This window comes from Weissella koreensis KCTC 3621 (genome assembly GCF_000277645.1).
Genome location: NZ_AKGG01000011.1, coordinates 34,902 through 56,809, shown reverse-complemented (window position 1 = coordinate 56,809; position 21,908 = coordinate 34,902). Strand labels below are relative to the sequence as shown.

At 34.3% G+C, this 21,908-nt stretch carries 20 protein-coding genes; 17 read left to right on the top strand and 3 right to left on the bottom strand.

The genetic code is table 11. The annotated features are described in order from the left end of the window. From JC2156_RS03450 to JC2156_RS03400, 11 genes are all read left to right on the top strand, one after another. The gene (locus JC2156_RS03450) at positions 1–801 is read left to right on the top strand and encodes a Nif3-like dinuclear metal center hexameric protein (protein ID WP_006845450.1); all 801 of its coding nucleotides are present in this window, start codon (positions 1–3) and stop codon (positions 799–801) included. A 28-nt stretch (positions 802–829) separates the two neighbouring features. Continuing rightward, positions 830–2,074 (top strand): peptidase T, encoded by a 1,245-nt coding sequence (gene pepT, locus JC2156_RS03445; RefSeq protein WP_006845449.1) that lies wholly within the window; start codon positions 830–832, stop codon positions 2,072–2,074. 8 nt (positions 2,075–2,082) lie between these two features. Next, positions 2,083–2,721, top strand: a complete 639-nt coding sequence (locus JC2156_RS03440) for a hypothetical protein (RefSeq protein WP_006845448.1) — start codon at positions 2,083–2,085, stop codon at positions 2,719–2,721. Between the two features lie 306 nt (positions 2,722–3,027). Beyond that, positions 3,028–3,177, top strand: coding sequence for a 50S ribosomal protein L33 (rpmG, locus tag JC2156_RS03435; protein WP_006845447.1), 150 nt, complete (start codon positions 3,028–3,030; stop codon positions 3,175–3,177). Between the two features lie 2 nt (positions 3,178–3,179). Beyond that, the gene (gene rpsN / locus JC2156_RS03430; protein WP_006845446.1) at positions 3,180–3,449 is read left to right on the top strand and encodes a 30S ribosomal protein S14; all 270 of its coding nucleotides are present in this window, start codon (positions 3,180–3,182) and stop codon (positions 3,447–3,449) included. 266 nt (positions 3,450–3,715) lie between these two features. Further along, a complete protein-coding gene (locus tag JC2156_RS03425) occupies positions 3,716–4,327 on the top strand; it encodes a 5' nucleotidase, NT5C type (protein WP_006845445.1) in 612 nt (203 codons plus the stop codon). Between the two features lie 19 nt (positions 4,328–4,346). After that, on the top strand, positions 4,347–5,228 hold the full coding sequence (gene fba / locus JC2156_RS03420) for a class II fructose-1,6-bisphosphate aldolase (RefSeq protein ID WP_006845444.1): 882 nt from the start codon (positions 4,347–4,349) through the stop codon (positions 5,226–5,228). Between the two features lie 252 nt (positions 5,229–5,480). Then, on the top strand, positions 5,481–6,197 hold the full coding sequence (locus JC2156_RS03415) for an ABC transporter ATP-binding protein (protein ID WP_006845443.1): 717 nt from the start codon (positions 5,481–5,483) through the stop codon (positions 6,195–6,197). Continuing rightward, positions 6,197–7,288: an ABC transporter permease gene (locus tag JC2156_RS03410; RefSeq protein ID WP_006845442.1), complete on the top strand. Its 1,092-nt coding sequence runs from the start codon at positions 6,197–6,199 to the stop codon at positions 7,286–7,288. The genes JC2156_RS03415 and JC2156_RS03410 overlap by 1 nt, the downstream gene beginning before the upstream one ends. Before the next feature lie 26 nt (positions 7,289–7,314). Further along, positions 7,315–7,938 carry a TetR/AcrR family transcriptional regulator gene (locus JC2156_RS03405; RefSeq protein ID WP_006845441.1) on the top strand — a complete coding sequence of 208 codons (624 nt, stop codon included), beginning with the start codon at positions 7,315–7,317 and terminating at the stop codon, positions 7,936–7,938. 165 nt (positions 7,939–8,103) lie between these two features. Beyond that, positions 8,104–8,793 (top strand): dihydrofolate reductase family protein, encoded by a 690-nt coding sequence (locus JC2156_RS03400; protein ID WP_006845440.1) that lies wholly within the window; start codon positions 8,104–8,106, stop codon positions 8,791–8,793. Between the two features lie 61 nt (positions 8,794–8,854). On the opposite strand, the gene lepA is transcribed toward JC2156_RS03400, so the two are convergent. Then, positions 8,855–10,630 (bottom strand): translation elongation factor 4, encoded by a 1,776-nt coding sequence (gene lepA, locus JC2156_RS03395; protein WP_006845439.1) that lies wholly within the window; start codon positions 10,628–10,630, stop codon positions 8,855–8,857. 252 nt (positions 10,631–10,882) lie between these two features. On the opposite strand from lepA, the gene JC2156_RS03390 reads away from it, so the two are divergent. The 3 genes from JC2156_RS03390 to JC2156_RS03380 all read left to right on the top strand — a co-directional run bounded on the left by JC2156_RS03390 (position 10,883) and on the right by JC2156_RS03380 (position 15,397). Next, complete coding sequence (locus JC2156_RS03390; protein WP_006845438.1) at positions 10,883–12,238, top strand: MFS transporter; 1,356 nt, start codon at positions 10,883–10,885, stop codon at positions 12,236–12,238. Between the two features lie 306 nt (positions 12,239–12,544). Further along, entirely contained in the window at positions 12,545–14,047 is a 1,503-nt protein-coding gene (locus JC2156_RS03385; RefSeq protein WP_006845437.1) for a YfcC family protein, read from the top strand. 12 nt (positions 14,048–14,059) lie between these two features. Next, complete coding sequence (locus tag JC2156_RS03380; protein ID WP_006845436.1) at positions 14,060–15,397, top strand: M20 family metallopeptidase; 1,338 nt, start codon at positions 14,060–14,062, stop codon at positions 15,395–15,397. Between the two features lie 388 nt (positions 15,398–15,785). On the opposite strand, the gene JC2156_RS03375 is transcribed toward JC2156_RS03380, so the two are convergent. Continuing rightward, positions 15,786–16,460 (bottom strand): Crp/Fnr family transcriptional regulator, encoded by a 675-nt coding sequence (locus tag JC2156_RS03375; RefSeq protein ID WP_006845435.1) that lies wholly within the window; start codon positions 16,458–16,460, stop codon positions 15,786–15,788. Between the two features lie 431 nt (positions 16,461–16,891). On the opposite strand from JC2156_RS03375, the gene JC2156_RS03370 reads away from it, so the two are divergent. The 3 genes from JC2156_RS03370 to JC2156_RS03360 are packed head-to-tail and all read left to right on the top strand — an operon-like array spanning position 16,892 to position 19,663. Continuing rightward, complete coding sequence (locus JC2156_RS03370) at positions 16,892–17,323, top strand: CopY/TcrY family copper transport repressor (RefSeq protein WP_006845434.1); 432 nt, start codon at positions 16,892–16,894, stop codon at positions 17,321–17,323. A gap of 29 nt (positions 17,324–17,352) precedes the next feature. Further along, on the top strand, positions 17,353–17,724 hold the full coding sequence (locus JC2156_RS03365; protein ID WP_006845433.1) for a cupredoxin domain-containing protein: 372 nt from the start codon (positions 17,353–17,355) through the stop codon (positions 17,722–17,724). A gap of 19 nt (positions 17,725–17,743) precedes the next feature. Continuing rightward, positions 17,744–19,663: a copper-translocating P-type ATPase gene (locus JC2156_RS03360; protein ID WP_013989082.1), complete on the top strand. Its 1,920-nt coding sequence runs from the start codon at positions 17,744–17,746 to the stop codon at positions 19,661–19,663. A gap of 162 nt (positions 19,664–19,825) precedes the next feature. Here JC2156_RS03360 and JC2156_RS03355 read toward each other — a convergent pair whose 3' ends face one another. Beyond that, complete coding sequence (locus tag JC2156_RS03355) at positions 19,826–21,088, bottom strand: solute carrier family 23 protein (protein ID WP_006845431.1); 1,263 nt, start codon at positions 21,086–21,088, stop codon at positions 19,826–19,828. Positions 21,089–21,908 lie beyond the last annotated feature (820 nt).

Here is a 21,908-nt window from a genome sequence, read left to right as displayed (position 1 = left end):
ATGAAAGCTCAAAAGCTAATCACAGCTATTGAAGAACTAGCTCCATTAAATTTAGCATGGGAGAGAGATGTCGTTGGAATTCAAGTGGGAAGTTCTCAACAAGATATCCATCGTGTCATGACAACCTTAGATGTTCGCCCCGAGGTAGTTGCTGAAGCAATTGAGAAACATGTTGATTTTATCTTTTCACATCATCCCCTTATGTTTCATGCAGCTAAAAATTTAGATTTAGAAGATCCTCAAAACCAAATGTATGCTGATTTATTGAAAAATAATATTACTGTTTATAGCGCACACACTAATTTAGATGCAGCTAAAGATGGAATGAATGATTGGCTTGCTGAAGCTTTAGGCATAAAAAATACTAAGCCTTTATTACCAGACAAGGGAGATCCAAATAGTGGTTTAGGACGAATTGGAGAGTTAGATCATCCAATCAGTGTTCAAAAATATGCTCAATCTATTCGTGAATTATTTAATGTCAAGGCAGTCCGAGTCATCGCAAATGATTTGAAGCGATCTATTCAAAAAATTGCTGTTATTGGTGGTGATGGTGGTTCAGAATACTTAGTTGCTCAACAAAGTGGGGCTGATGCATTAATTACCGCTGATCTTTACTACCATACGGGACATGATGTCTTGTCTCATGACTTTATTGTTATTGATCCTGATCATCATATGGAGTCAATCGTCAAGGATCAAATGGTCAAACAGATTAAACGCTGGCAGCAAACTAAGAAATGGGATCTAGTTGATGTTTTTAGTTCACAGGTTAATACGGATCCATATACTTATATTTAAAAACAAAGATTGTTGGGGGAGAATTAAAATGACTGATAAGCAATATCCAGAATTATTAGAAAGATTTTTACGTTATGTTAAGATTGATACCCGTTCAAATGAGTATTCAAAAACAATTCCGTCTGATCCAAAAGAAATTTATTTCTTAAAAAAATTAGCTCAAGAATTAATTGATTTAGGAGCATCTAATGTTCAAACTATGGATGATGGATATGTGTTTGCTGAACTTCCTAGTAATTTAAACTATGATGCACCAGTCATTGGTTTAATCTCACATGTTGACACAGCTGATTTTGAATCTAAAAAGATTCAGCCTAAAATTGTTGAAAATTATGATGGCCATTCTGTGATTACTTTGAATCAAGATTATCAATTAGATCCGGAACAATTTCCTAATTTAAATAACTATCAAGGGCATACCCTCATTACGACAGATGGAACAACACTGTTAGGCGCTGATGATAAGGCTGGTGTGGCTGAAATTATGACTACTGCACAATATCTAATTCAACATCCAGAAGTTCCACACGGTAAAATTATGCTTGCCTTTGGACCAGATGAAGAAATTGGAACAGGCGCTGATCATTTTGATGTGAAGCAATTTAAAGCTGATTTTGCTTATACTGTTGATGGAGGACCGTTGGGTGAAATTGAGTGGGAAACTTTTTCGGCAGCTGCAGCAACTATTACGATTCAAGGGCTAAACGTTCATCCTGGTTCAGCTAAAAATACTATGATCAATGCTTTACAAGTAGCTATGGACTATCATGCTCAATTACCATCTCATGATCGGCCGGAGCATACTGCCGGTCGTGAAGGATTCTGGCACTTGATCAAATTAACAGGAACCCCTGAATCTGCTCAAATGCAGTACTTGGTGCGTGATCACGAGCGAGAAAGCTTTGAGTTGCGTAAACAAAGGCTAAAGGCCATTGCTAACGAAATGAATCAAGCTTTTGGAGTAGAACGAATTCAAATCGAGCTCAAAGATGAATATTACAACATGGGAGAAATTCTAAAAAATAATATGTATCCTGTTGATTTAGCCGCTGATGCTTTAAAAGCTTTAGATATTGAGCCTAAGATTGAACCAATTAGAGGTGGAACGGATGGCTCAAAGATAACTTTTCTTGGACTACCAACTCCTAATTTGTTCGCTGGAGGTGAAAATATGCATGGTCGCTATGAATATGTATCGCTACAGGTTATGCAAAAAGCTGTTGATACATTATTAAAAATATCTGAATTGAATATTTTAAAGACAGAGAAGTAGGAGTTTAAATGAATCAGAAGTGGTGGCAAAGTAAACATATTTGGGCACTAGGCCTTTTCGGTGGATTATTGAACATAATTCAACCGATCATCGGTGTTTTATCCTGGCCGTTCTATCAACCAACGGCCCATGTCCTAGCCGTCCTGGTAGCTAAAGATCAGCCTAAACATCTGATTTTTAATAGCATAAATATTGTTGTAACAATTTCCTTATTAATTTTCAGTTGGGCTTTGGTTCAATATTATATGAATCAACATGAAAAAATCATCCAACAAAAGTTAAAACAATTTATGTTTGCATTTGTATTAATTCAGTTTATACGGTGGGAGTTACCTGTTCTGAAATTAGTAGATGTTAGTCAGACTACTGGATTATACTTTGGATATCTATTTGTTATGTTGATTATTATGTTGGGGATGGGGTATCTATATTGGAAGATCGGACAAGCCTTACAAGTGGTTGGTCAAACTTCATTTGCTAATATGTGGCAATTATCAGGAGCTTTAATGGTTGTATTCGAAATTGTGATAGTATTGACACAATTTATTGGTTGGCCTTTAGCTGGATTGTTTGATCAATTAGTGAATTTTTTGCTTGTTTATCCATTAATGTTTAATAGTTGGCATTTTGTGAAGGCGACAAATTAATTATTTGCAAGAATTAACTAAGCAAATATATAAGGAAATAATTTTATTATTTTTTATATATTATTACTTAAAAACTAGGGATTAAATGGGCTAAAATTCATTAAATAAGATGTAAAGTAAAAATACTTTACACAATTCTGGCAAAACCCTTGCAATTTGTAAAAAATGCGTGTAATATTAGTTTTTGTAATTTACTAGCTATTGTGCACGACGCAAGCTTGGGGTTTAGCCCAATGCAGCTAGACCTGTCGTTTACACTAGTGGGTGGTGGCAACCCCCAAATACATTAATTCAAGGAGTATGTTAATGCGCATTAACATTTTGTTAGAAGCCGCCGAAACAGGTGAGCGTATCTATCTAACTTCTAAGAATCGTCGTAACACGCCCGACCGTTTGGAGTTAAAGAAGTATTCTCCAAAGTTGCGCAAAGTTACCACATTCAAGGAGGTTAAGTAACCATGGCTAAGAAGTCTAAGATCGCTAAGGCTAAGAAAATTGAAGCAACAGTTGCAAAGTACGCTGCAAAGCGCGCTGAATTGAAAGCTGCTGGAGACTACGTTGGGCTTTCAAAGTTGCCACGTAATGCATCCCCTGTTCGGATGCACAATCGTGATCAACTTGATGGACGTCCTCATGCATATATGCGTGAGTTCGGAATGTCACGTTTGAACTTCCGTCAACTTGCACACAAGGGATTGATTCCTGGTGTACAAAAAGCTTCTTGGTAAGTTTTACTTATCAAAGGCAAATGAAATAACCGTAACTCATTGAGTTACGGTTATTTTTATTTATTATTAAATATTTGTCCATACCAATTTATAGTGCTAGAAACGTTTTTGTTAAAAATATTCACAAATAAATATGATAAATGAAAAATAAAAACATAGTTTAAATATCGATTTATATTCCAGAATATATTTTTGTTTTTCACAAACTTGCGGTATAATACAAGTTATTATCTACCTATACCAATTTTTAAAAAGAGGATTATATAATGCTTAAAAAGCCTAAATTGTTTTTAGATATGGACAATACGTTGGTGGATACTTTACCCATTTTAACAGCTTCAACTGAACAAGCAGCTAAAATGGGCTTAGAGAAACCTGATCAAATTCCAGATATATTTCGCCATTTAAAACCATTACCTGGTGCTTTGGATAGTGTCAAAATTTTATCTAAGTATTATGATTTATATATTTTATCAACAGCTCCTTGGTTTAATGCAAGTTCATGGTCAAATAAAATTGAATGGTTGAATGAATATTTTGGTACTGATGAAGAAAGCCCGTTCTATAAACGAGTGATCATGACCCATGATAAAGGCCTTGCTAGGGCTGAAGGTGGAATCTTAATTGACGATCGTCCATATCATGGTGCTGCGAAGTGGGATGACGAGGTGAGTGGAACTGCATGGGTTCAATTCGATTATAATGAAAAAATGAATTGGATGGCAGAAAATGGGTTAATGCATCTCTTGATTCAAACAGCTCAAATTTTTAAAGCACAAAACGTTTCTGAGCGCGAGGCCTTAATACAAGCGAGTCACGCAATGGATTTGTCATTTCATGGTTCACTAGAACATTTTGAAAAAGCAAATTGGGAATAAAGTAAAAGAGGAAAATATTATGACGATTATGAATGCAAAACAAATGATTCAAAATGCTCGTGAACAGCAATATGCTATTAGTGCATTTAATACTAATAATTTAGAATGGACACAAGCAATCCTTCGCGTCGCTAAAGAACGTCAAGCTCCAACTTTAATGGCCATTTCAATGGGTGCAGTTAAGTATATGGGTGGTTTTAAAGTAGTTGCCAACTTGGTTCGGAATCTAGATGAAGCAATGGAGATTGATGTTCCCATTGCTATTCATCTGGATCATGGAACATTTGAGGGTGCTAAAGAAGCGATTGATGCCGGATTCACTTCAGTTATGTTTGACGGATCAAACTTACCACTTGCCGAAAATTTGGCTAAAACTGCTGAAATTGTTGAACTAGCTAAGAAATCAAATGTGTCAGTTGAAGCCGAAGTTGGTTCAATTGGTGGTGAAGAAGATGGGGTCGTTGGTGATGGTGAAATTGCTCCGATTGATGATGCTATTCAGATGGCCCAGACCGGGATTGATTTCTTAGCTGCTGGAATTGGTAACATTCATGGCCAGTATCCTGAAAACTGGAATGGTTTGCACTTGGATCATTTATCTGAGCTCTCAACAGCTGTTTCAAATGCGGTTAATCATCCCATGCCAATTGTATTACATGGCGGTTCTGGGATTCCGGATGATCAAATCAAACAAGCTATTCAATTAGGGGTGGCTAAAGTCAACGTTAATACTGAAGCACAATTGGCTTTCCATCAAGGTATTCGTGATTATGTTCTTTCAAATAAAGATTTAGAAGGCAAAAACTATGATCCTCGTAAGTTCTTGAAGCCTGGGTTTTCAGCTATTGAACAAGCATTAAATGAGCGGATTGATGTTTTTGGTAATGCAAATAAGGCTTAAGTTATCCGAATAAAGTATAAATTCAAAAATATGATATTTTAGTTAATATTTTTAAAAACTAATTATTCGTAATAATCAAATAAATATAGAGCAATAAAGCTGGGACACAATAACTGTCCTGGCTTTTTTATTTGTTCATCTTTAACTCAATGCGAAGCAAAAACTTAAATTTATTTGACAAACGGATAAAGCTGAGTAGAATATGTAAATGTAAGTAAGTAATCACTCACTTAAATATAAAAGGAGATTTATATGACTATAGCAATTATTGAACTAACCGATGTCAGTAAAAAATATGGGACTCAAGTTGTTTTGGATGATGTTTCTTTTGCGGTGAATCCAGGAGAAATCGTAGGGCTAATTGGCCCTTCTGGAGCTGGTAAATCAACTATCATCAAAATTGCCTTAGGTATGGAAGTAGTTGATGCTGGTAATGCAACGGTTTTTAATAAGAAAATGCCGGAACGTCAAATTTTAGGTGAGCTCGGATATATGGCTCAATCTGATGCTCTATATGAACAGTTAAGCGGTCGTGAGAATTTGGAGTTTTTTGCTGAAATGCGTGGTGTTAAAAATATTGATTCTGAAATTGAGCGAGTTGCTGAAATTGTTGATTTAACACCTCATCTGGATAAGTATGCTTCAGGTTATTCAGGAGGTATGAAGCGTCGGCTGTCATTAGCAATTGCCTTTTTAGGTAATCCTAAACTATTAATACTAGATGAGCCAACTGTTGGAATTGATCCATCATTACGACGACAAATTTGGCATGAATTACAAACGATGCGTAATAATGGGCATACCATACTCGTGACAACTCACGTGATGGATGAAGCAGAATTAGTCGATCGGGTTGCCTTATTACTTGGTGGTAAGCTGATTGCTAATGACAGTCCATCAAAATTGGAAGATGCATATCATGTTGATACGATTGAAGAAGTATTTTTGATGGCAGAGGAGGAAAAATAATGCGGATTTTATCAATTGCTCGTCGTGTCCGGAAAGAATTATTTCGGGATAAGAGAACACTAATGTTAATGTTTGTGGCCCCTTTGTTAGTTTTGAGTCTAATGAAGGTTGTCTTTAATAACAATTCAGATATAACAGTTAATCTTGCTACTATCAATATGGAGCAGCCATTAAAAGAAACCCTTGCTGATACTGATCATATTAATTTGAAAACCTATAGTAAAGTTTCAAATGCCAAGGAAGATTTGAAAGATCAAAAAATTGACGGAATTATTAAATATGATGGAACTGATTTTACGGTGACCTATGCTAATTTAGATGCAACTAAAACGACTTTAACTAAATCAGCATTAGCTTCTGCACAAGTCAAAAATCAAATTTCTGGAATGGCAACGGCCCTTGCTAAATTACAACAAGCCGCAGGGGTTAATCCAACACAAAATGAGCAACCTCAGATTCATAATGTCTACAATTATGGTAATAAAGATACATCTTACTTTGATAAAATTTTACCAATTCTAATGGGATTTTTTGTTTTCTTCTTTGTTTTCTTGATTTCTGGAATGGCGCTCTTACGCGAACGTTCTTCTGGAACATTAGATCGTTTACTAGCAACCCCAGTCAAGCGTTCTGATATTGTCTTTGGGTATATTTTAAGTTATGGACTTTTGGCAATTTTACAAACTTTGATTATTGTCAGTTATACTATTTGGGTTCTAAATGTTGAAGTAATTGGTTCAATTTGGTGGGTTGTTGTAGTTAACATCTTATTAGCGATGGTAGCTTTGACGTTTGGTATCTTGATGTCAACTTTTGCCAAATCTGAATTCCAGATGATGCAGTTTATCCCCTTAGTCGTTGTACCACAAATATTTTTCTCGGGATTAGTTTCATTAGATTCAATGGCGGGGTGGTTAAAAGTTATTGCCGATATCATGCCAATGAAGTATGCTGGAGAGGCCTTAACTAACGTCGTAATGAGCGGTGCTGGCTTTTCACAAATTTGGTTTGATCTATTGATCCTGTTAGTCTTCTTGGTATTACTCACGATTGGAAATATTTTAGGCTTAAAACGTTATCGTAAGGTATAAAATATAAATATATAGTGGGGAATAATATGACTGATAGAATAATTGATGATTTTAATGATCTCATTGCCACAATTGAAATGCCAACGGGGAAACGCAAAGTGATTATTGCAGCCGTCAAACTTTTCTCTGATCAAGGCTTTAATGGGACTTCAACCGCCCAAATTTCAGAATTATCAGGGATGAGTGAAGCTACCATTTTTAAGTATTTTAAAACAAAACGTGGTTTATTAGAAGCTATTATCAATCCATTAATGGACGATTTAATCCCTAGTTATGGACAAGAATTCATTCAAAAACGAGTTCCTCAAAATCAAGATTTTGAACAAACTATTCAATTTATTGTTAATGATCGTTTAACTTTCATTTATGATAATCGGCTTATTTTACAAATTTTGATGAGTGAAGCCTTAGTTAATGATGATTTACTCAATCGGTTGAGACAAAAATTTACTCCTATAATTAAGCAGTTAAGTTCTGCTTTGGAAAGCTTAATTCCTAATTCGGAAATTTCAATCGTTGATTTGTTTCGCCTTTTAGTTGGACAAATATTCTTTGAGTTTATGCGAATTACTAAATTTGGTAATGTAAAAAATTATGATATTCAGATAGTTGCGGATAAGATCACTAAAAGTATTGTGGCAATGGTTTAATGCTACTTTGGAGAAAGATGAGATAACGTATCTCATCTTTCTTTATTTAAATTTAAAATTGAGCCTTGCCTTAAAGTACACTCCAAGGAATATACTAGCTTTATAGATTTTTTAAGTAGGAATAATAAAAATCAAAAACAATTAAGTTATAAGTGGAGGAACAATATGGATCGTAGTAAAGTAATCATTCACATGTATGTTTCAATTGATGGTAAAATTGACGGGCCTCATGGTAGCGCAGTATCAAGTGCTTATTATTCGGATGAACTCTTCCGAATGAGTAATGCTGATGCAAACGGAAGAGAAACAATTCAAATGTATGCTGCTTCAGGTCATCCTGATCTAGGTCAGTATGATCCTGAAGGGATTGAATATGAGGATTGGCTACCGGAGATTAAATCAGAAACTTGGTCTATTTCTTTTGATCGAAAGGGGCAATGTGGTTGGGAACAAAATTATTTTGAATATAATGAGCATAAAATGCATGCTGTTGAAATTGTGACCAAACAAGCCAGTAAAAACTATTTAGCCTTTCTACGCTCAATGAATATTCCTTATATTATTAGCGGGGAGGAAGACTTTAATTTCGAAGAAGTATTGGTTAAATTAAAACAACACTTTACCATTGATACCTTGGCTGTTTGTGGTGGTGCTGTCATTGATGGTGCCTTTTTGAAAGCGCATGTCGTAGACGAAATTTCATTAGTGGTGGCACCTCATGTGGATGGTAACGCTATGCAAAAGGCAGCTTTTGATACCTTAGGAACCCAAGTTAATGATAAATTTAGCTTTGTTAGTGCTAAACCATTATCTGATGGTGGGGTTCATTTGTTATTTAAAAAAGATGTTGAATAAATTAATATATTTAATTAAAAAAATCCGTCGGTTAGCGTAATGCTAGCTGACGGATTTTTAATTATCCTAGGTCCAATAGAGCGTCAAAGACGGCCTGTGGTAACTCGATATTTGATTTAGATTGACCAGTTCGACGAAGTTGTTGTTGTTTCTTAGAAACCGAAGATCCTTTTGCAGCAACTTTCCGTAGCGGTGGGATATTTTCACGTGCGATTACTTTTCCTTCGACGATTGCCTGTACTGGCATAACTTGTAACTTGCGCGGTACTAAATCACGTAATTTATTAACCATGTTTTGGGCCATTCTCTCAGCTTTCAACCGATGTGTAATCATAGTTAACGCATCGATATTAACATAATCAATCGCAATTTCTAATTTAACTAAATCTGAATAGTCATAGTCCGCAACTTCAGTTGATAGAGTAGCAAAACCGTGTGAAACAGATTTCAATTCATTGAAAAAGTCATATGCAATTTCAGAAATTGGCATTAAATAGGTGGCAACAACCATTGATCCTAATGTATCCAGATCTTCTAGTATTCCACGGCGTCCTTCGGCTAAGCGCATAATGTCATTCAACATTTCATTTGGCAAAGTCATTTTAGCATGAACATATGGTTCCTCAACCTTGGCAATTTTTGACCAGTCAGGGAATTGAATTGGGTTTTCAACATATAATGGCTCGTCTTGATTTTTCAATGTTAATTTAAATGTTGAATTTGGCATTGTTGTTAAAACTTCTAAACCAAATTCAGCTAGTAAACGTTCTCGAATAATTTGAAGATGAAAAATACCTAAGAAACCACCACGGAATCCCATTCCCAAGGCTTCAGATTGTTCGGGTTCATAATGAAAGGCAGCATCATTCAATGCCAATTTTTCAATTGCAATTTTTAATTCTTTATAATCGGTATTTTTAGGATACAAGCCAGCATAAACCATCGGCTCGACTGCCTGATAACCAGGTAGAGCTTTGGTTGCTGGATTATCTGTGTTCGTAATCGTATCTCCAATTTTAATTGCATTGGAGTCTTTCACCCCGGTTACAACATAACCGACATCTCCAGCGGATAATTTATTCATAGTTAACATTTCAGGAGCAAAAATCCCAATTTCTTTGTTAGTCGCGCTTAGTTGACTAGCAAAGAAAAGTTGACTTGTTTGGCTGGTTAACTGACCTTCAAAAATTCTAACCTGAGCTACAACCCCTTTGTAAGGGTCAAATTTAGAATCAAAAACTAATGCCTTTAATGGCGCATTATCGTCTCCAACTGGAGCTGGGATACGATCATGGATGGCTTCTAAAACCTTATCAACGCCTAAACCACTTTTAGCTGAAATTTTCAAAATTTCTTGATCAGCAAAATCGACGTCAAGATCTAAAATTTGATCGATAGTTCCTTCAACATCTGCCATATTATTGTCAATTTTATTTACAATAGGAATAATAGTTAAATTGGCTTCCTTAGCTAAGCGGAAATTGGCGACCGTTTGAGCCTGAACACCCTTAGTTGCATCTACAACTAGTAGCACACCATCAGTGGCTGATAATGAACGAGAAACTTCATAATTAAAATCAACGTGACCAGGGGTATCAATCAAATTATATTGATATTCATCACCATTTTCATCAACATAATAGTTTCGGACCGCCTTAGACTTAACGGTTACTCCATGAGCTTTTTCGACTGCTAAATCATCTAATTGTTGGGCAGATGATTCACGATCACTAACTGTACTTGTCATTTCCATAATTCGATCGGCCAAAGTAGACTTACCATGATCGATGTGTGCAATAATTGCAAAATTACGAATAAATTGTTGCCTGTTTGCCATTATTAATAAAACCTATCCTTTTTTAATCATTCCTTCTAGAATAACATTCCTAAGGTGTTAGTGCATTATATTTTGTGAAAAATTCTAGTCATAGCTAGGCAAGCCCGATTAGATATGCTAAAATTATATTATTATTTCGTACAGATAGTATATTTAACTTCAAATATACCGATAATAGAGGCGAGCGTAATCTCAATTGATTATGCCGTCTTTTTTATGTCTTAGAAATTATAAAATGAAGAGGAGAAACATATGAAAACAAAAGAATGGCACGTTTTTGCCGCAATTGTCGCCGCCGGAATTATGTGTTTTAGTGGGGTTTTAATTGAGACTTCAATGAACGTAACCTTTCCAACTTTAATGCAAGAATTTAATGTGAATGCAAATGGAGTCCAATGGGTAACTACGGGATATCTATTAGCCATTGCGGTGGTAGTTCCACTATCAGCATACTTTATTCGCAATTATTCAGCTTATCGCTTATTTATCATTTCTAATTTAATGTTTTTAGTAGGAGTTTTAACGGATGGATTTGCACCAACCTTGCCTATATTATTATTAGGACGTGTTTTTCAAGGAATTGGAACTGGAATTGCTTTACCGTTGATGTTTCATATCATTTTGACTAAATCGCCATTAGAAAAGCGTGGTTCTATGATGGGGATTGGAACGATGACGACCGCTTTAGCACCTGCTATTGGGCCTACTTATGGTGGAGTAGTGATGGCTGCTTTGGGTTGGCGAGCTATTTTTTGGTTTTTGTTACCATTAATTATTATCTCGTTTATTTTAGGCCTAAGATCAATTCCAACTGAAAAGGTAATGCGTAATGAAAAGTTCAATTTTATGGCTTTTATTATGTTATCGATTGGATTAGCTAGTCTTTTATTAGCTATTGAGCAATTATCAGTTAAATGGCTCTTGTTAAGCTTAATTGCATTAGGAATCTTTTATTACTTTAATAGTAAGACTACATTACTTAATTTACGAGTATTTAAACATCATGTCTTTAATCGATTATTAGTTGGTGTTTTAGTTTACCAAGCTATGTTCTTGGCTCTTTCATTTATTTTGCCAAGTTTCATTCAAATTGGGTTACACCAGTCTTCAACTGTTGCTGGATTATTTATGTTCCCGGGTGCCTTAATTGGAGCTGTCTTAGGACCAATCTCTGGTCGTATTTTAGATCAAATTGGACCAGTTAAGCCGATTTCAATTGGGTTAATAATTTCAACCCTAGCAATGATTGGGATGGCATTAACTTTCAAATATGAAATTATTTGGTTCTTATTGGGATTCCATATTATGACTCAGTTCGGTTCTGGATTAGCGGTTAATAATTTGATGACAGCAACCTTGAGTCAATTAGATCAAAATTTATCAGCGGATGGTAATAGTGTTCTTAATACCTTGCAACAATTTACTGGGGCCGCTGCTACAGCATTAGCAGCTCGTCTATTTGCTTCAGGTCAACAACAAGATCTTCAGCATGGAGCAATGCTTGGTAGTCGTACAGGAGTTTGGGTATTATTCGGTCTGTTTATTTTAACTTTGATTTTATTTAGTATTTCAATTCCTAGTCTAAAAAAACAGTGGCCTAATAATTAAACGGATATCATAATATAAATAGAAAGGGATAATCGTTAGTAATAACGATTATCCCTTTTAATTTATAACCACCTAAATAAAAAAATGAATGTTTCGAATTTATCTTTTATGTAGTTATAGATAATAACTTAGGGATCATTTATAAAAAATAATGATAATATGCATCTATATATGCATAAATGTTTGCATATCTATAGCAAGCTTTAATTTAGGTTAAAAACTTATGATTTATAACTTTAAAACCGCTTACAAATGAGATATTATGTAGTTAAGTTAAATGCTTAACTAATCAAAGGAGATGATATTATGAAAGAAAAAAAGAAAAAATTTCAGATGCCGTCGTCATTTACAATTTTGTTCTTTTTGATTATTGCCGTAGCTGTTTTAACCTGGATTATTCCAGCTGGACAATATGCAACAAATAAAGCAGGCGAAATTATTGCGGGAACTTATCATAGTCGCGCAGCTAATCCGCAGGGAATCTGGGATGTTTTCATGGCTCCGATTAAAGGAATGGTAGGAACTGAGGATGGTGACGGTACTGTCGCCATATCATTATTTATTCTGGTTATCGGTGGATTTTTGGGAGTCGTTAATAAAACCAAAGCCTTAGATGATGGAATTTCGACAATGTTATCAAAATATGCTGGAAAAGAAAAAATTTTGATTCCTATTTTAATGATATTATTTGCAATAGGTGGATCAACTTATGGAATGGGTGAAGAGACCATTGCATTTTATCCTATTTTAATTGCAGTGATGATCAGCGTGGGATTTGATTCATTAGTTGCAATTGCGATTGCCTTAATTGGTTCGCAGGTGGGGGTGCTGGCTTCAACGGTTAACCCATTTGCAACAGGAGTCGCTTCACAAAGTTTAAATATTTCTCCTGGGGATGGCTTATTTCCACGTTTAATTTTATTAGTGATTACAACTGCCATTAGTATTATTTATGTTATGCGTTATGCTAATAAGGTGAAACAAGATCCAACTAAATCATTAGTATTTAATCAACGTGAATCGGATCTTAATGAGTTTTCAATTTCAACTAATGATACTGATAATGAAATGACTAAACGTCAAAAAGCAGTTTTGTGGCTTTTTGGTCTAACCTTTTTAGTTATGGTAATCGGTTTGGTACCATGGAATAGTATTAATGAAAAATGGACTTTCTTTGACTCTACAACCAAATGGTTAACAGGAATTCCATTCCTTGGAAATTTCTTAGGACATGATATGGCTCCATTTGGAACTTGGTACTTTAGTGAAATGACAATGTTATTCCTCTTCATGTCTGTAGTGGTAATGTTTGTTTTTAAGATGAAGGAAAGTGATTTTATCGATTCATTCTTAAATGGAATGAATGAATTTCTAAGCGTTGCAATCGTGATTGCCGTGGCTCGTGGAATTCAAGTTGTGATGAATGATGGAAATATAACAGCTACTGTCTTACATGCTGGTGAACAAGGACTTCAACATCTTCCTGGTGGAATTTTCATCGTCTTAACCTTTATTTTCTATATTCCGATGTCATTCTTAATTCCATCAACATCTGGTTTAGCAGCTGCTACGATGGGAATTATGGGACCACTAGGGAAGTTTTCAGGTGTTACACCTGACCTAATTATCACAGCATATCAAGCCGCTGTTGGATGGGTAAATATTATCACGCCAACGTCTGGAATTGTGATGGGGGCCTTGGCAATTGCACATGTTAATATTACTACTTGGCTAAAGTTTACTGCTAAGCTAATGGGAATCCTACTAGTTGTTACGATTGCCTTCTTGGTAATCTGCACCTTATTTTAAGGAGAAAAATTCATGACAAATTATATTACAGATGAAATACAAAATAATGCGATTAAAGCTCTAGGACGAATGATTGCTCAACCTTCATATAATACTGAAGCAGCCCCTAATGCACCTTTTGGAACTGGTATTCGTTTAGCTTTAGATGAAGTGTTAAAAATTGCGGATGAATTAGGATATCAAACTTATGTTGATCCCGAAGGTTATTATGGTTATGCAGAAATTGGAGAAGGGGACGAAATTTTTGGCCTAATTTGTCATGTTGACGTTGTCCCAGCTGGAGATAAAGCAGCTTGGAAGACGAATCCTTTTGAACTAACTCAAAAAGATGGTTCGCTCTATGGACGTGGAACCCAAGATGATAAAGGGCCAACCATTGCGACACTCTTTACCATTAAAGCCTTGCTAGATCAAGGAATGACCTTTAATAAAAAAGTACGCTTCATTTTCGGAACGGATGAGGAAATCCTTTGGCGGGGGATGGCTAAATATAATGAAAAAGAAGCTGGAATTGATATGGGAATTGCACCCGATGCTGAATTTCCACTTGTGTATGCCGAAAAGGGACTTCAACAATCATATTTGGTTGGACCTGGCTCAACGGAATTAGAGCTTAATCTAGTTAATGCTTTTAATGCTGTACCAGGATCAGCGACTTACAATGGTGCTAGGCAGTCTGAAGTGGAAACAGCCTTAGAAAAACATGGCTTCAATTATCAGAAGACAGATGCTGGACTCATTATTCAAGGCAACTCAGTCCACGCCATGAATGCACCTGAGGGGGAAAATGCGCTCTTACGTTTAGGAATTGCTCTAGCCGATGTCTTTCCTAGCGTCGCTGCCTTGGAGTTTATTAAAAATTTTGGTGAAGATGCAACTGGTGCTAATTTATTAGGAGTTATTAAAGATGAGGTCTCTGGTCAATTAACTTTCAATATATCTAGTTTGCAAATTAATGCTAAAGAATCCAGAATGCAAATTGATATGCGAATTCCGGTCCAAACAGAACATGATGCTTTGATTAAATTAATTGAAGAAAAAGTAGCTCCATTTAATTTCAAATATGAAAATTTTGATTATCTAGAACCACTATATGTACCAAAAGATGGAACACTTGTGAAAACTTTGATGCAATCATATATTAAAGTTACAGGTGAACAAATGGCAGAGCCTGGTATATCAGGTGGTGCTACATTTGCACGTACCATGAAGAATAGTGTCGCATTTGGTGCAATGCTAACAACAACGCCTGACTTTATGCACCAAGCCAATGAAAATTGGCCCGTAAGAGATATGCGGATAGCTATGGAGATATATGCTGAAGCATTTAAAAACTTGTTAGTAGATTAGATTTTTTTAAAATAAAAAACACTATCTATAAGCAGATAATGTTTATTTAAACCTCATTAATTGGCTTAAAGCTAAATTGTGAGGTTTTTAATTTTTTATAATAAATTCAGTAGTTAGTTTAACAAAAATAATTTTTATTTTAAGTATGTTTTATAAGCCAGAATAGCTTTAATAAATCATTAAAAAGCGATGAATAGGTTATATTTAAGTTAATATAGTTAAGCTAAAAAATTAAAATGTTGATTTTAAGCAAAAAATATAATAGTCAAAAACAAAAGTAGTATGGTATTATAAAAATATAGTTATAATTTTGAATCTAATATTAAAGATTTTTTCATCAAAAAAAGAAGTGTAATTAACAGAGTGGATTCAAACGAACCTATTAAAATTACATTGCCACATTATCTAACAAATGTTCCATATCTTTAATGATAATATGATGATTTTTGATATCGATAATTTTTTGTTGCCTTAATGTCGTTAAAATACGGTTAACAGAGGATTGTGAATTTATGCCACAAAAACTTGCAATATCCTCGTTGGTTACTATAAAGTCAATATAAACATCTTTTTGATCGGATAAATGTTTTCCAAAAAGTTTGGTTAATTCATATATGAAAGCGCATACTGCTTCTGATTTTCCATTCATAGAAATCATTTGGAGATGAGTAATATTTTGAGAAAGCTTATTCTTATAATATTCACTGACATAAGTTCTTAATTTTTCATCATTATTAACCATATTCCAAAAATCTATGCGATCCATCTTATAAAACTCTGCAACATCAGATTCAATTCGGATGTTGAATGGTTGATCATTATCTTTGGATATTTCATCATCCCGTAATAGGTTTACCACATTGGGCTTTGTCATGTATGAAATGTTAAATTCTCGACCGTCTTGTAAAATGATTGAATTTTTAATGACTCCCTTCTTTAAAATATAGGTGATGTTTTCTTCAAATCCGTGATAAGTCAAATATGTATGACGTTTTTTTGTAATTATTGGAACCCCTTTATGTTTAAGGGAATTCAATAAATATTCAATATTATTTATATCCATTGTAAACCTCCAGTAAAGTAATATAATAAAAAAATTCATATTTTTAAGAATACGCTTTCAAACAAATTAAAACATTATTAAATGTTTATAACAAATCATATTAAGTTTAATAATATTCAATGCGTTTTTTATTAAGTGCTGAAGACAAAATATAATTTAAAAGATTCATGGTAGTAATGGATCTTTAAAAAAACTGCATCATAATATAAAATATTAATAATGGTCAAAGATATGTCACTTCTTAATAAGAATTCGTATTTAAAAAAAAGTTAATTAAATAAAAAACCAACTAAATCATTGGTTGGTTTTTTATTTAACAAAGATTAAAAAACTAGGTATAGAGGTGAAATCAACATGATAATTGACATTTGTAAACGATTGATTTATACTTTGTTTACAAATGTAAACCCAAAACGAAAAGGAGGTTTTATATGGAGCAAGCAACTATACCTATGTCATCTGCTGAATTATCTGTTATGCATGTAATCTGGGCGCAAGGTGAAATTCGTAGTCGAGAATTAATTGATATATTACAGCAATCTCAAACTTGGTCGGAATCAACCATTAAGACATTATTAGGGCGTCTTGTTAAAAAAAACATTTTAAATACTATTCGTAATGGGAAGCAATTAATCTATACACCCACAGTTACTGAGCATGAAATTACGGACCAATATACTCAAGATATGTTTGACCAATTTTGTGATCATCATAAAGGAGCTGCTATTACCAAATTAGTCGAAACTGTACCATTAAGTCAAAATGATATTAAAAATATGATGAAGGTTTTAATGAAACGGTTACCAGATGCTCCTGAGGAAGTGGAGTGCCATTGTTTACCGCAACAATGCGAACATAATTAATTTCTAAAATTAGATAAAAGGAGCGTTTTATGACCCAAATGATTATTTTAAGCATTGGTATTGTTTTAATTGCATTAATTACTTGGTGGTTCTTTGGTAAACATCAAGTCGAAACAGAGGAGGCTACGATGGAACAAGAAAAGCAAATTGTTAATATTAAAGTTGATGGTGGTTATTCACCCGAACAAGTGATCGTTAAGAAAGGTATGCCGACTGAGCTACGTTTTACAAAAATTGATGGATCAAGTTGTTTGGATCATGTCGTTTTCCCTGATTTTGGTATTAATCAGGCTTTACCACAAGATGAAACCACTTCAGTAACTGTTAATACGGATCAAGCCGGTGAATATGCATGGGCTTGCGGTATGAATATGTTTCATGGAAAATTAATTGTTAAGTAATTAATAGAAAGGTTTTATCATGCGTCTAAGTATCACTAAACGGTTTATCATCTCTTTGGTTTTGACTATACCGTTATTAATAGAAATGATCTTAATGCCTCTTGGTTGGGTATTACCTGGTCATACCTTGATGGCCTTTCTGTTAACTACTCTTGTTATGTTTTTGTCCGCGCAACCTTTTTGGAAGAGTGCTTGGGCATCATTTAAGAAGCATCATGCCAATATGGACACTTTAGTTGCCGTTGGGACAGCAACTGCTTATTTTTATAGTATCTATGCGATGGTCGTTAACCAGCCGGTTTATTTTGAAAGTGCAGCTGTTGTGACAACTTTTGTTTTGTTAGGACAAGTCTTTGAAGAACGCATGCGACATCAAGCTGCCAATGCAACGGAAAAATTATTAAATCTTCAAGCCAATGACGCAGAAGTTTGGCGTAATGAACAATATGTTCGGTTACCTTTAGCTGAAATTAAGCTAAATGATCAAGTATTAATTCGTCCTGGTGAAAAGATTCCAATTGATGGAGTCGTTATTGATGGGCATTCAAGCGTTGATGAAGCTGCTATTACTGGAGAAAGTTTACCAGTGGAAAAAAATATTAGTGACCAGGTTATTGGTGCTACGATCAATACTAATGGAAATTTAGTCATTAAAGTAACAAAAACTGAAAATGAAACTATGCTTCAGCAAATAGTTGATGTGGTTAAAAAGGCTCAAGTTAGTCGTGCTCCAATACAAAAATTAACTGATAAAATATCTGATATTTTTGTACCTATTGTTTTAATTATTGCTATTATTACCTTTTTAATTTGGTATATTTTTCTACAACTACCAGTAGGTCAAGCTTTAAGTTATGCCGTTGCGGTGATCGTGATTGCCTGTCCTTGTGCTTTAGGCCTAGCTACACCAACTGCATTAATGGTTGGAACGGGGCGAAGTGCTAAAATGGGAATCTTAATTAAAAATGGTGACGTTCTTGAAATCGCCGAACAGCTTAAGACGGTTGTCTTTGATAAAACTGGAACTATTACTCAAGGTCATCCTTTAGTGACAGATGTAATCGGATCAGATCGAAAGAATATTTTACGATTGGCTGCTAGCTTGGAAAATTTATCTGAACACCCGCTTGCTAAAGCTGTTTTAGATGCTAGCCAAGAAGAAGATGTGTTACCACTAGATGTAACTAATTTCAAAGCACTTGAAGGAAAAGGTGCTATTGGAGAGGTTCAAGGTCAGTTTGTTTTATTGGGAAATTATAAAATTATAACTGATGATACCAAAATTACTGAAAATCAAAAAACACAAGCCATGAAACTAGAAGATGCTGCTAAAACGGTGGTTTATTTGATAGTAAATAAAATGGTTATTGGATTAATAGCAATTCAAGATATCCCCAAAACTACTTCCCAAAATGCTATTGAAATGTTAAAAAGTCAAGGTATTCAGCCTGTTATGTTAACAGGTGACAACCAGGGTGTAGCTGATTCGATAGGAAAATCTGTGGGAATAGAGCAAGTCATTGCAAATGTTTTGCCGACTGAGAAAGCGGAACAAATTAAACGATTGAAACAAAATGGAACTGTGGCTTTTGTTGGTGATGGGATCAATGATGCACCTGCTTTAACAACAGCTGATTTAGGAATTGCGATGGGATCTGGTTCTGATATTGCAATTGATTCAGGAGATATTGTCTTAGTTAAAAATGATCTAAGGGATGTAACTCGGGCAATAGATATTAGTAAAAAGACTTTTCATAAGATTAAAGCTAACTTATTTTGGGCTTTTATCTATAATATTATTGGAATTCCCATTGCTGCTGGTTTGTTTAGTATTTATGGTTTAACCTTAAGTCCTGAATTAGCTGGATTGGCTATGGCCTTTAGTTCCATTTCGGTTGTCTTTAATTCATTGCTATTGAATCGGGTTAAAATAAAGTGAATTTAGATTATTTAATCCAAAAAGGTATAAGATTAATTTACTGAAAAAGTAAAAACCAGTTAATAGACAATATGTTGTAATTCAGCATATTTTTCCTATTAACTGGTTTTATTTTATATTTAATTATTTCAAACTTAATATATTTAGGTAAATTTTTTTAATTTAAAGTTCACTTGCAGCTTTTTGTGGCAGTACCAAATTTAAACCAATTCCAACGATTGTAGCAACCGCAACTCCAGAAAACTGAAAATCACCAATTTGCAAGAAGGCATTCCCGATTCCAATAACTAAAATTGAGGACGTAATCATTAAATTTCTATTTCGATTAAGATCAATTTGATTATCAATTAAGATGCGTAAGCCACTTGAAGCAATTACTCCAAACAATAAGAAACTAATACCACCAATAACTGGTAAGGGAATACTTTGAATCACAGCACTTAACTTACCAACAAAGCCAAACAGCATTGCCAAAATTGCAGCACCAATTACGACGTAGATACTATAAATTTTATTTAAAGCCATTACACCGATGTTTTCACCATATGAAGTAATCGCTGGACCACCAATTAATCCGGCAACCATGGAGGCTACCCCATCTCCGGCCAAAGTACGATGAAGACCAGGATCTTTTAAAAATTGTTCACCCGTTAATTCATTTAGTACGACGATATGGCCCATATGTTCAGTCATGGTTACAAAAGCTATAGGAGCCATTCCTAAAATGGCATCCCAATAAATATGCGGTTGATATGCAATAAATGGAATTTCAAAAGCGGGGGCTTGGAGCCACGGGGTTCGAATTATACTAGAAAAATCAACCAAACCTAAGGTAATCGATAGCAGATAACCGGTAACAACCCCAATTAAAATTGAAATTTGACTTGCAAAGCCCCGCAGCAACATATTACATGCAATTGTTACAAAGAGGGTGACAAAAGCGATGATAAAGAAACGAAGATCATAATGGCCGTGATTCATGGTCGCATTTTGTCCGGCTGTTCCGGCTAAGGATAAGCCAATAACCATAATAATTGGGCCTACAACTACTGGAGGTAAGGCTTTATCAATCCAATTAGTCCCAATTTGACTAACTAATAATGCAGTGATTAAGTAAACAATACCAACGGCAATTGTTCCTTGCGCAACTGCGGGATAACCTGTAGATTGCATCAAAGCTACCATAGGGGTAATGAATGCAAAACTCGAACTCATATATGAGGGAATTTTACCTTTAGTTACTAGAATATGCATTAAAGTTCCAACACCGGAACTGAATAATGCAATTCCAGGATTTAAACCAACTAAAATGGGGACTAAGACTGTTGATCCAAACATCGCAAAGAGATGTTGAAAAGATAAGCCTAACCAACGCAAGGGAGTTGGTCGATCATGAATTCCAAGAACAATATTTGTGTTATGCATACGTAACATCTCCTAAAAAAGGCCCTCTAATCCTCAAGGAAAAGAAGGCCTCATGAAATTGGCTAGTGATAAGTCGCTTTTATGGATTCCTTTCAAGCCTCTCGGACTAGATTAAAGGTATAAGTTAATTAAATTTTACTTAGTATAATAAGTTATAAGTGAATTGTCAAATTATTTATTTCACATTATTTTAAATAAATGTATTCAATATTTTCAGCGATCTTAATTATAATATATTTTATTGCTTTTTAATGATAAAAAACATATGCTTATTTTTATAAATATAGATATTTAAAACGTATTACTTGAATAAATATTTATTTTTTTAATTTATGCTAATAATTAAAAAATTAGATGATGTATCTTCAAATTAATATATAACAGTATTTTAAATAGTTAATAGATGGTTTTTACATAAAAATAACTAAATAATACTGGTTTTTTAACTGTATTTATAAACGAAATGATGAATAATTAATGCGGTATTATAAGGTTTGTATTCATAGTTTTTTATTTTAAAACATTACAATTACAATAATCTAAAAACAAATAAAGCGCACAAAAATATTTTTTTGTGCGCTTTATTTGTTTTTAAATTACCACATTTTTTATCTTGATGTGAAGTAAGTAACATTAGTTACGTTATAAAATTGACTATTTGTTAATATTTAAAAGACGTTAAGGAAGTGAATGTGTAGAGTTAATCTGAATTTTTTAAATAAATGGAGGAGGTGTTTATGGTACGGGTAATTAGTATTAAATAAAAGATTAACATGGAGTTAGAAAGCTAATACACAACGTTAATTTATATACAGATAAG

Excerpts from the sequence above, each read along its gene's own strand:
- JC2156_RS03450 (WP_006845450.1), top strand. The coding sequence starts at position 1 with ATGAAAGCTCAAAAGCTAATCACAGCTATTGAAGAACTAGCTCCATTA.
- pepT (WP_006845449.1), top strand. The coding sequence starts at position 830 with ATGACTGATAAGCAATATCCAGAATTATTAGAAAGATTTTTACGTTAT.
- JC2156_RS03440 (WP_006845448.1), top strand. The coding sequence starts at position 2,083 with ATGAATCAGAAGTGGTGGCAAAGTAAACATATTTGGGCACTAGGCCTT.
- rpmG (WP_006845447.1), top strand. The coding sequence starts at position 3,028 with ATGCGCATTAACATTTTGTTAGAAGCCGCCGAAACAGGTGAGCGTATC.
- rpsN (WP_006845446.1), top strand. The coding sequence starts at position 3,180 with ATGGCTAAGAAGTCTAAGATCGCTAAGGCTAAGAAAATTGAAGCAACA.
- JC2156_RS03425 (WP_006845445.1), top strand. The coding sequence starts at position 3,716 with ATGCTTAAAAAGCCTAAATTGTTTTTAGATATGGACAATACGTTGGTG.
- fba (WP_006845444.1), top strand. The coding sequence starts at position 4,347 with ATGACGATTATGAATGCAAAACAAATGATTCAAAATGCTCGTGAACAG.
- JC2156_RS03415 (WP_006845443.1), top strand. The coding sequence starts at position 5,481 with ATGACTATAGCAATTATTGAACTAACCGATGTCAGTAAAAAATATGGG.
- JC2156_RS03410 (WP_006845442.1), top strand. The coding sequence starts at position 6,197 with ATGCGGATTTTATCAATTGCTCGTCGTGTCCGGAAAGAATTATTTCGG.
- JC2156_RS03405 (WP_006845441.1), top strand. The coding sequence starts at position 7,315 with ATGACTGATAGAATAATTGATGATTTTAATGATCTCATTGCCACAATT.
- JC2156_RS03400 (WP_006845440.1), top strand. The coding sequence starts at position 8,104 with ATGGATCGTAGTAAAGTAATCATTCACATGTATGTTTCAATTGATGGT.
- lepA (WP_006845439.1), bottom strand. The coding sequence starts at position 10,630 with ATGGCAAACAGGCAACAATTTATTCGTAATTTTGCAATTATTGCACAC.
- JC2156_RS03390 (WP_006845438.1), top strand. The coding sequence starts at position 10,883 with ATGAAAACAAAAGAATGGCACGTTTTTGCCGCAATTGTCGCCGCCGGA.
- JC2156_RS03385 (WP_006845437.1), top strand. The coding sequence starts at position 12,545 with ATGAAAGAAAAAAAGAAAAAATTTCAGATGCCGTCGTCATTTACAATT.
- JC2156_RS03380 (WP_006845436.1), top strand. The coding sequence starts at position 14,060 with ATGACAAATTATATTACAGATGAAATACAAAATAATGCGATTAAAGCT.
- JC2156_RS03375 (WP_006845435.1), bottom strand. The coding sequence starts at position 16,460 with ATGGATATAAATAATATTGAATATTTATTGAATTCCCTTAAACATAAA.
- JC2156_RS03370 (WP_006845434.1), top strand. The coding sequence starts at position 16,892 with ATGGAGCAAGCAACTATACCTATGTCATCTGCTGAATTATCTGTTATG.
- JC2156_RS03365 (WP_006845433.1), top strand. The coding sequence starts at position 17,353 with ATGACCCAAATGATTATTTTAAGCATTGGTATTGTTTTAATTGCATTA.
- JC2156_RS03360 (WP_013989082.1), top strand. The coding sequence starts at position 17,744 with ATGCGTCTAAGTATCACTAAACGGTTTATCATCTCTTTGGTTTTGACT.
- JC2156_RS03355 (WP_006845431.1), bottom strand. The coding sequence starts at position 21,088 with ATGCATAACACAAATATTGTTCTTGGAATTCATGATCGACCAACTCCC.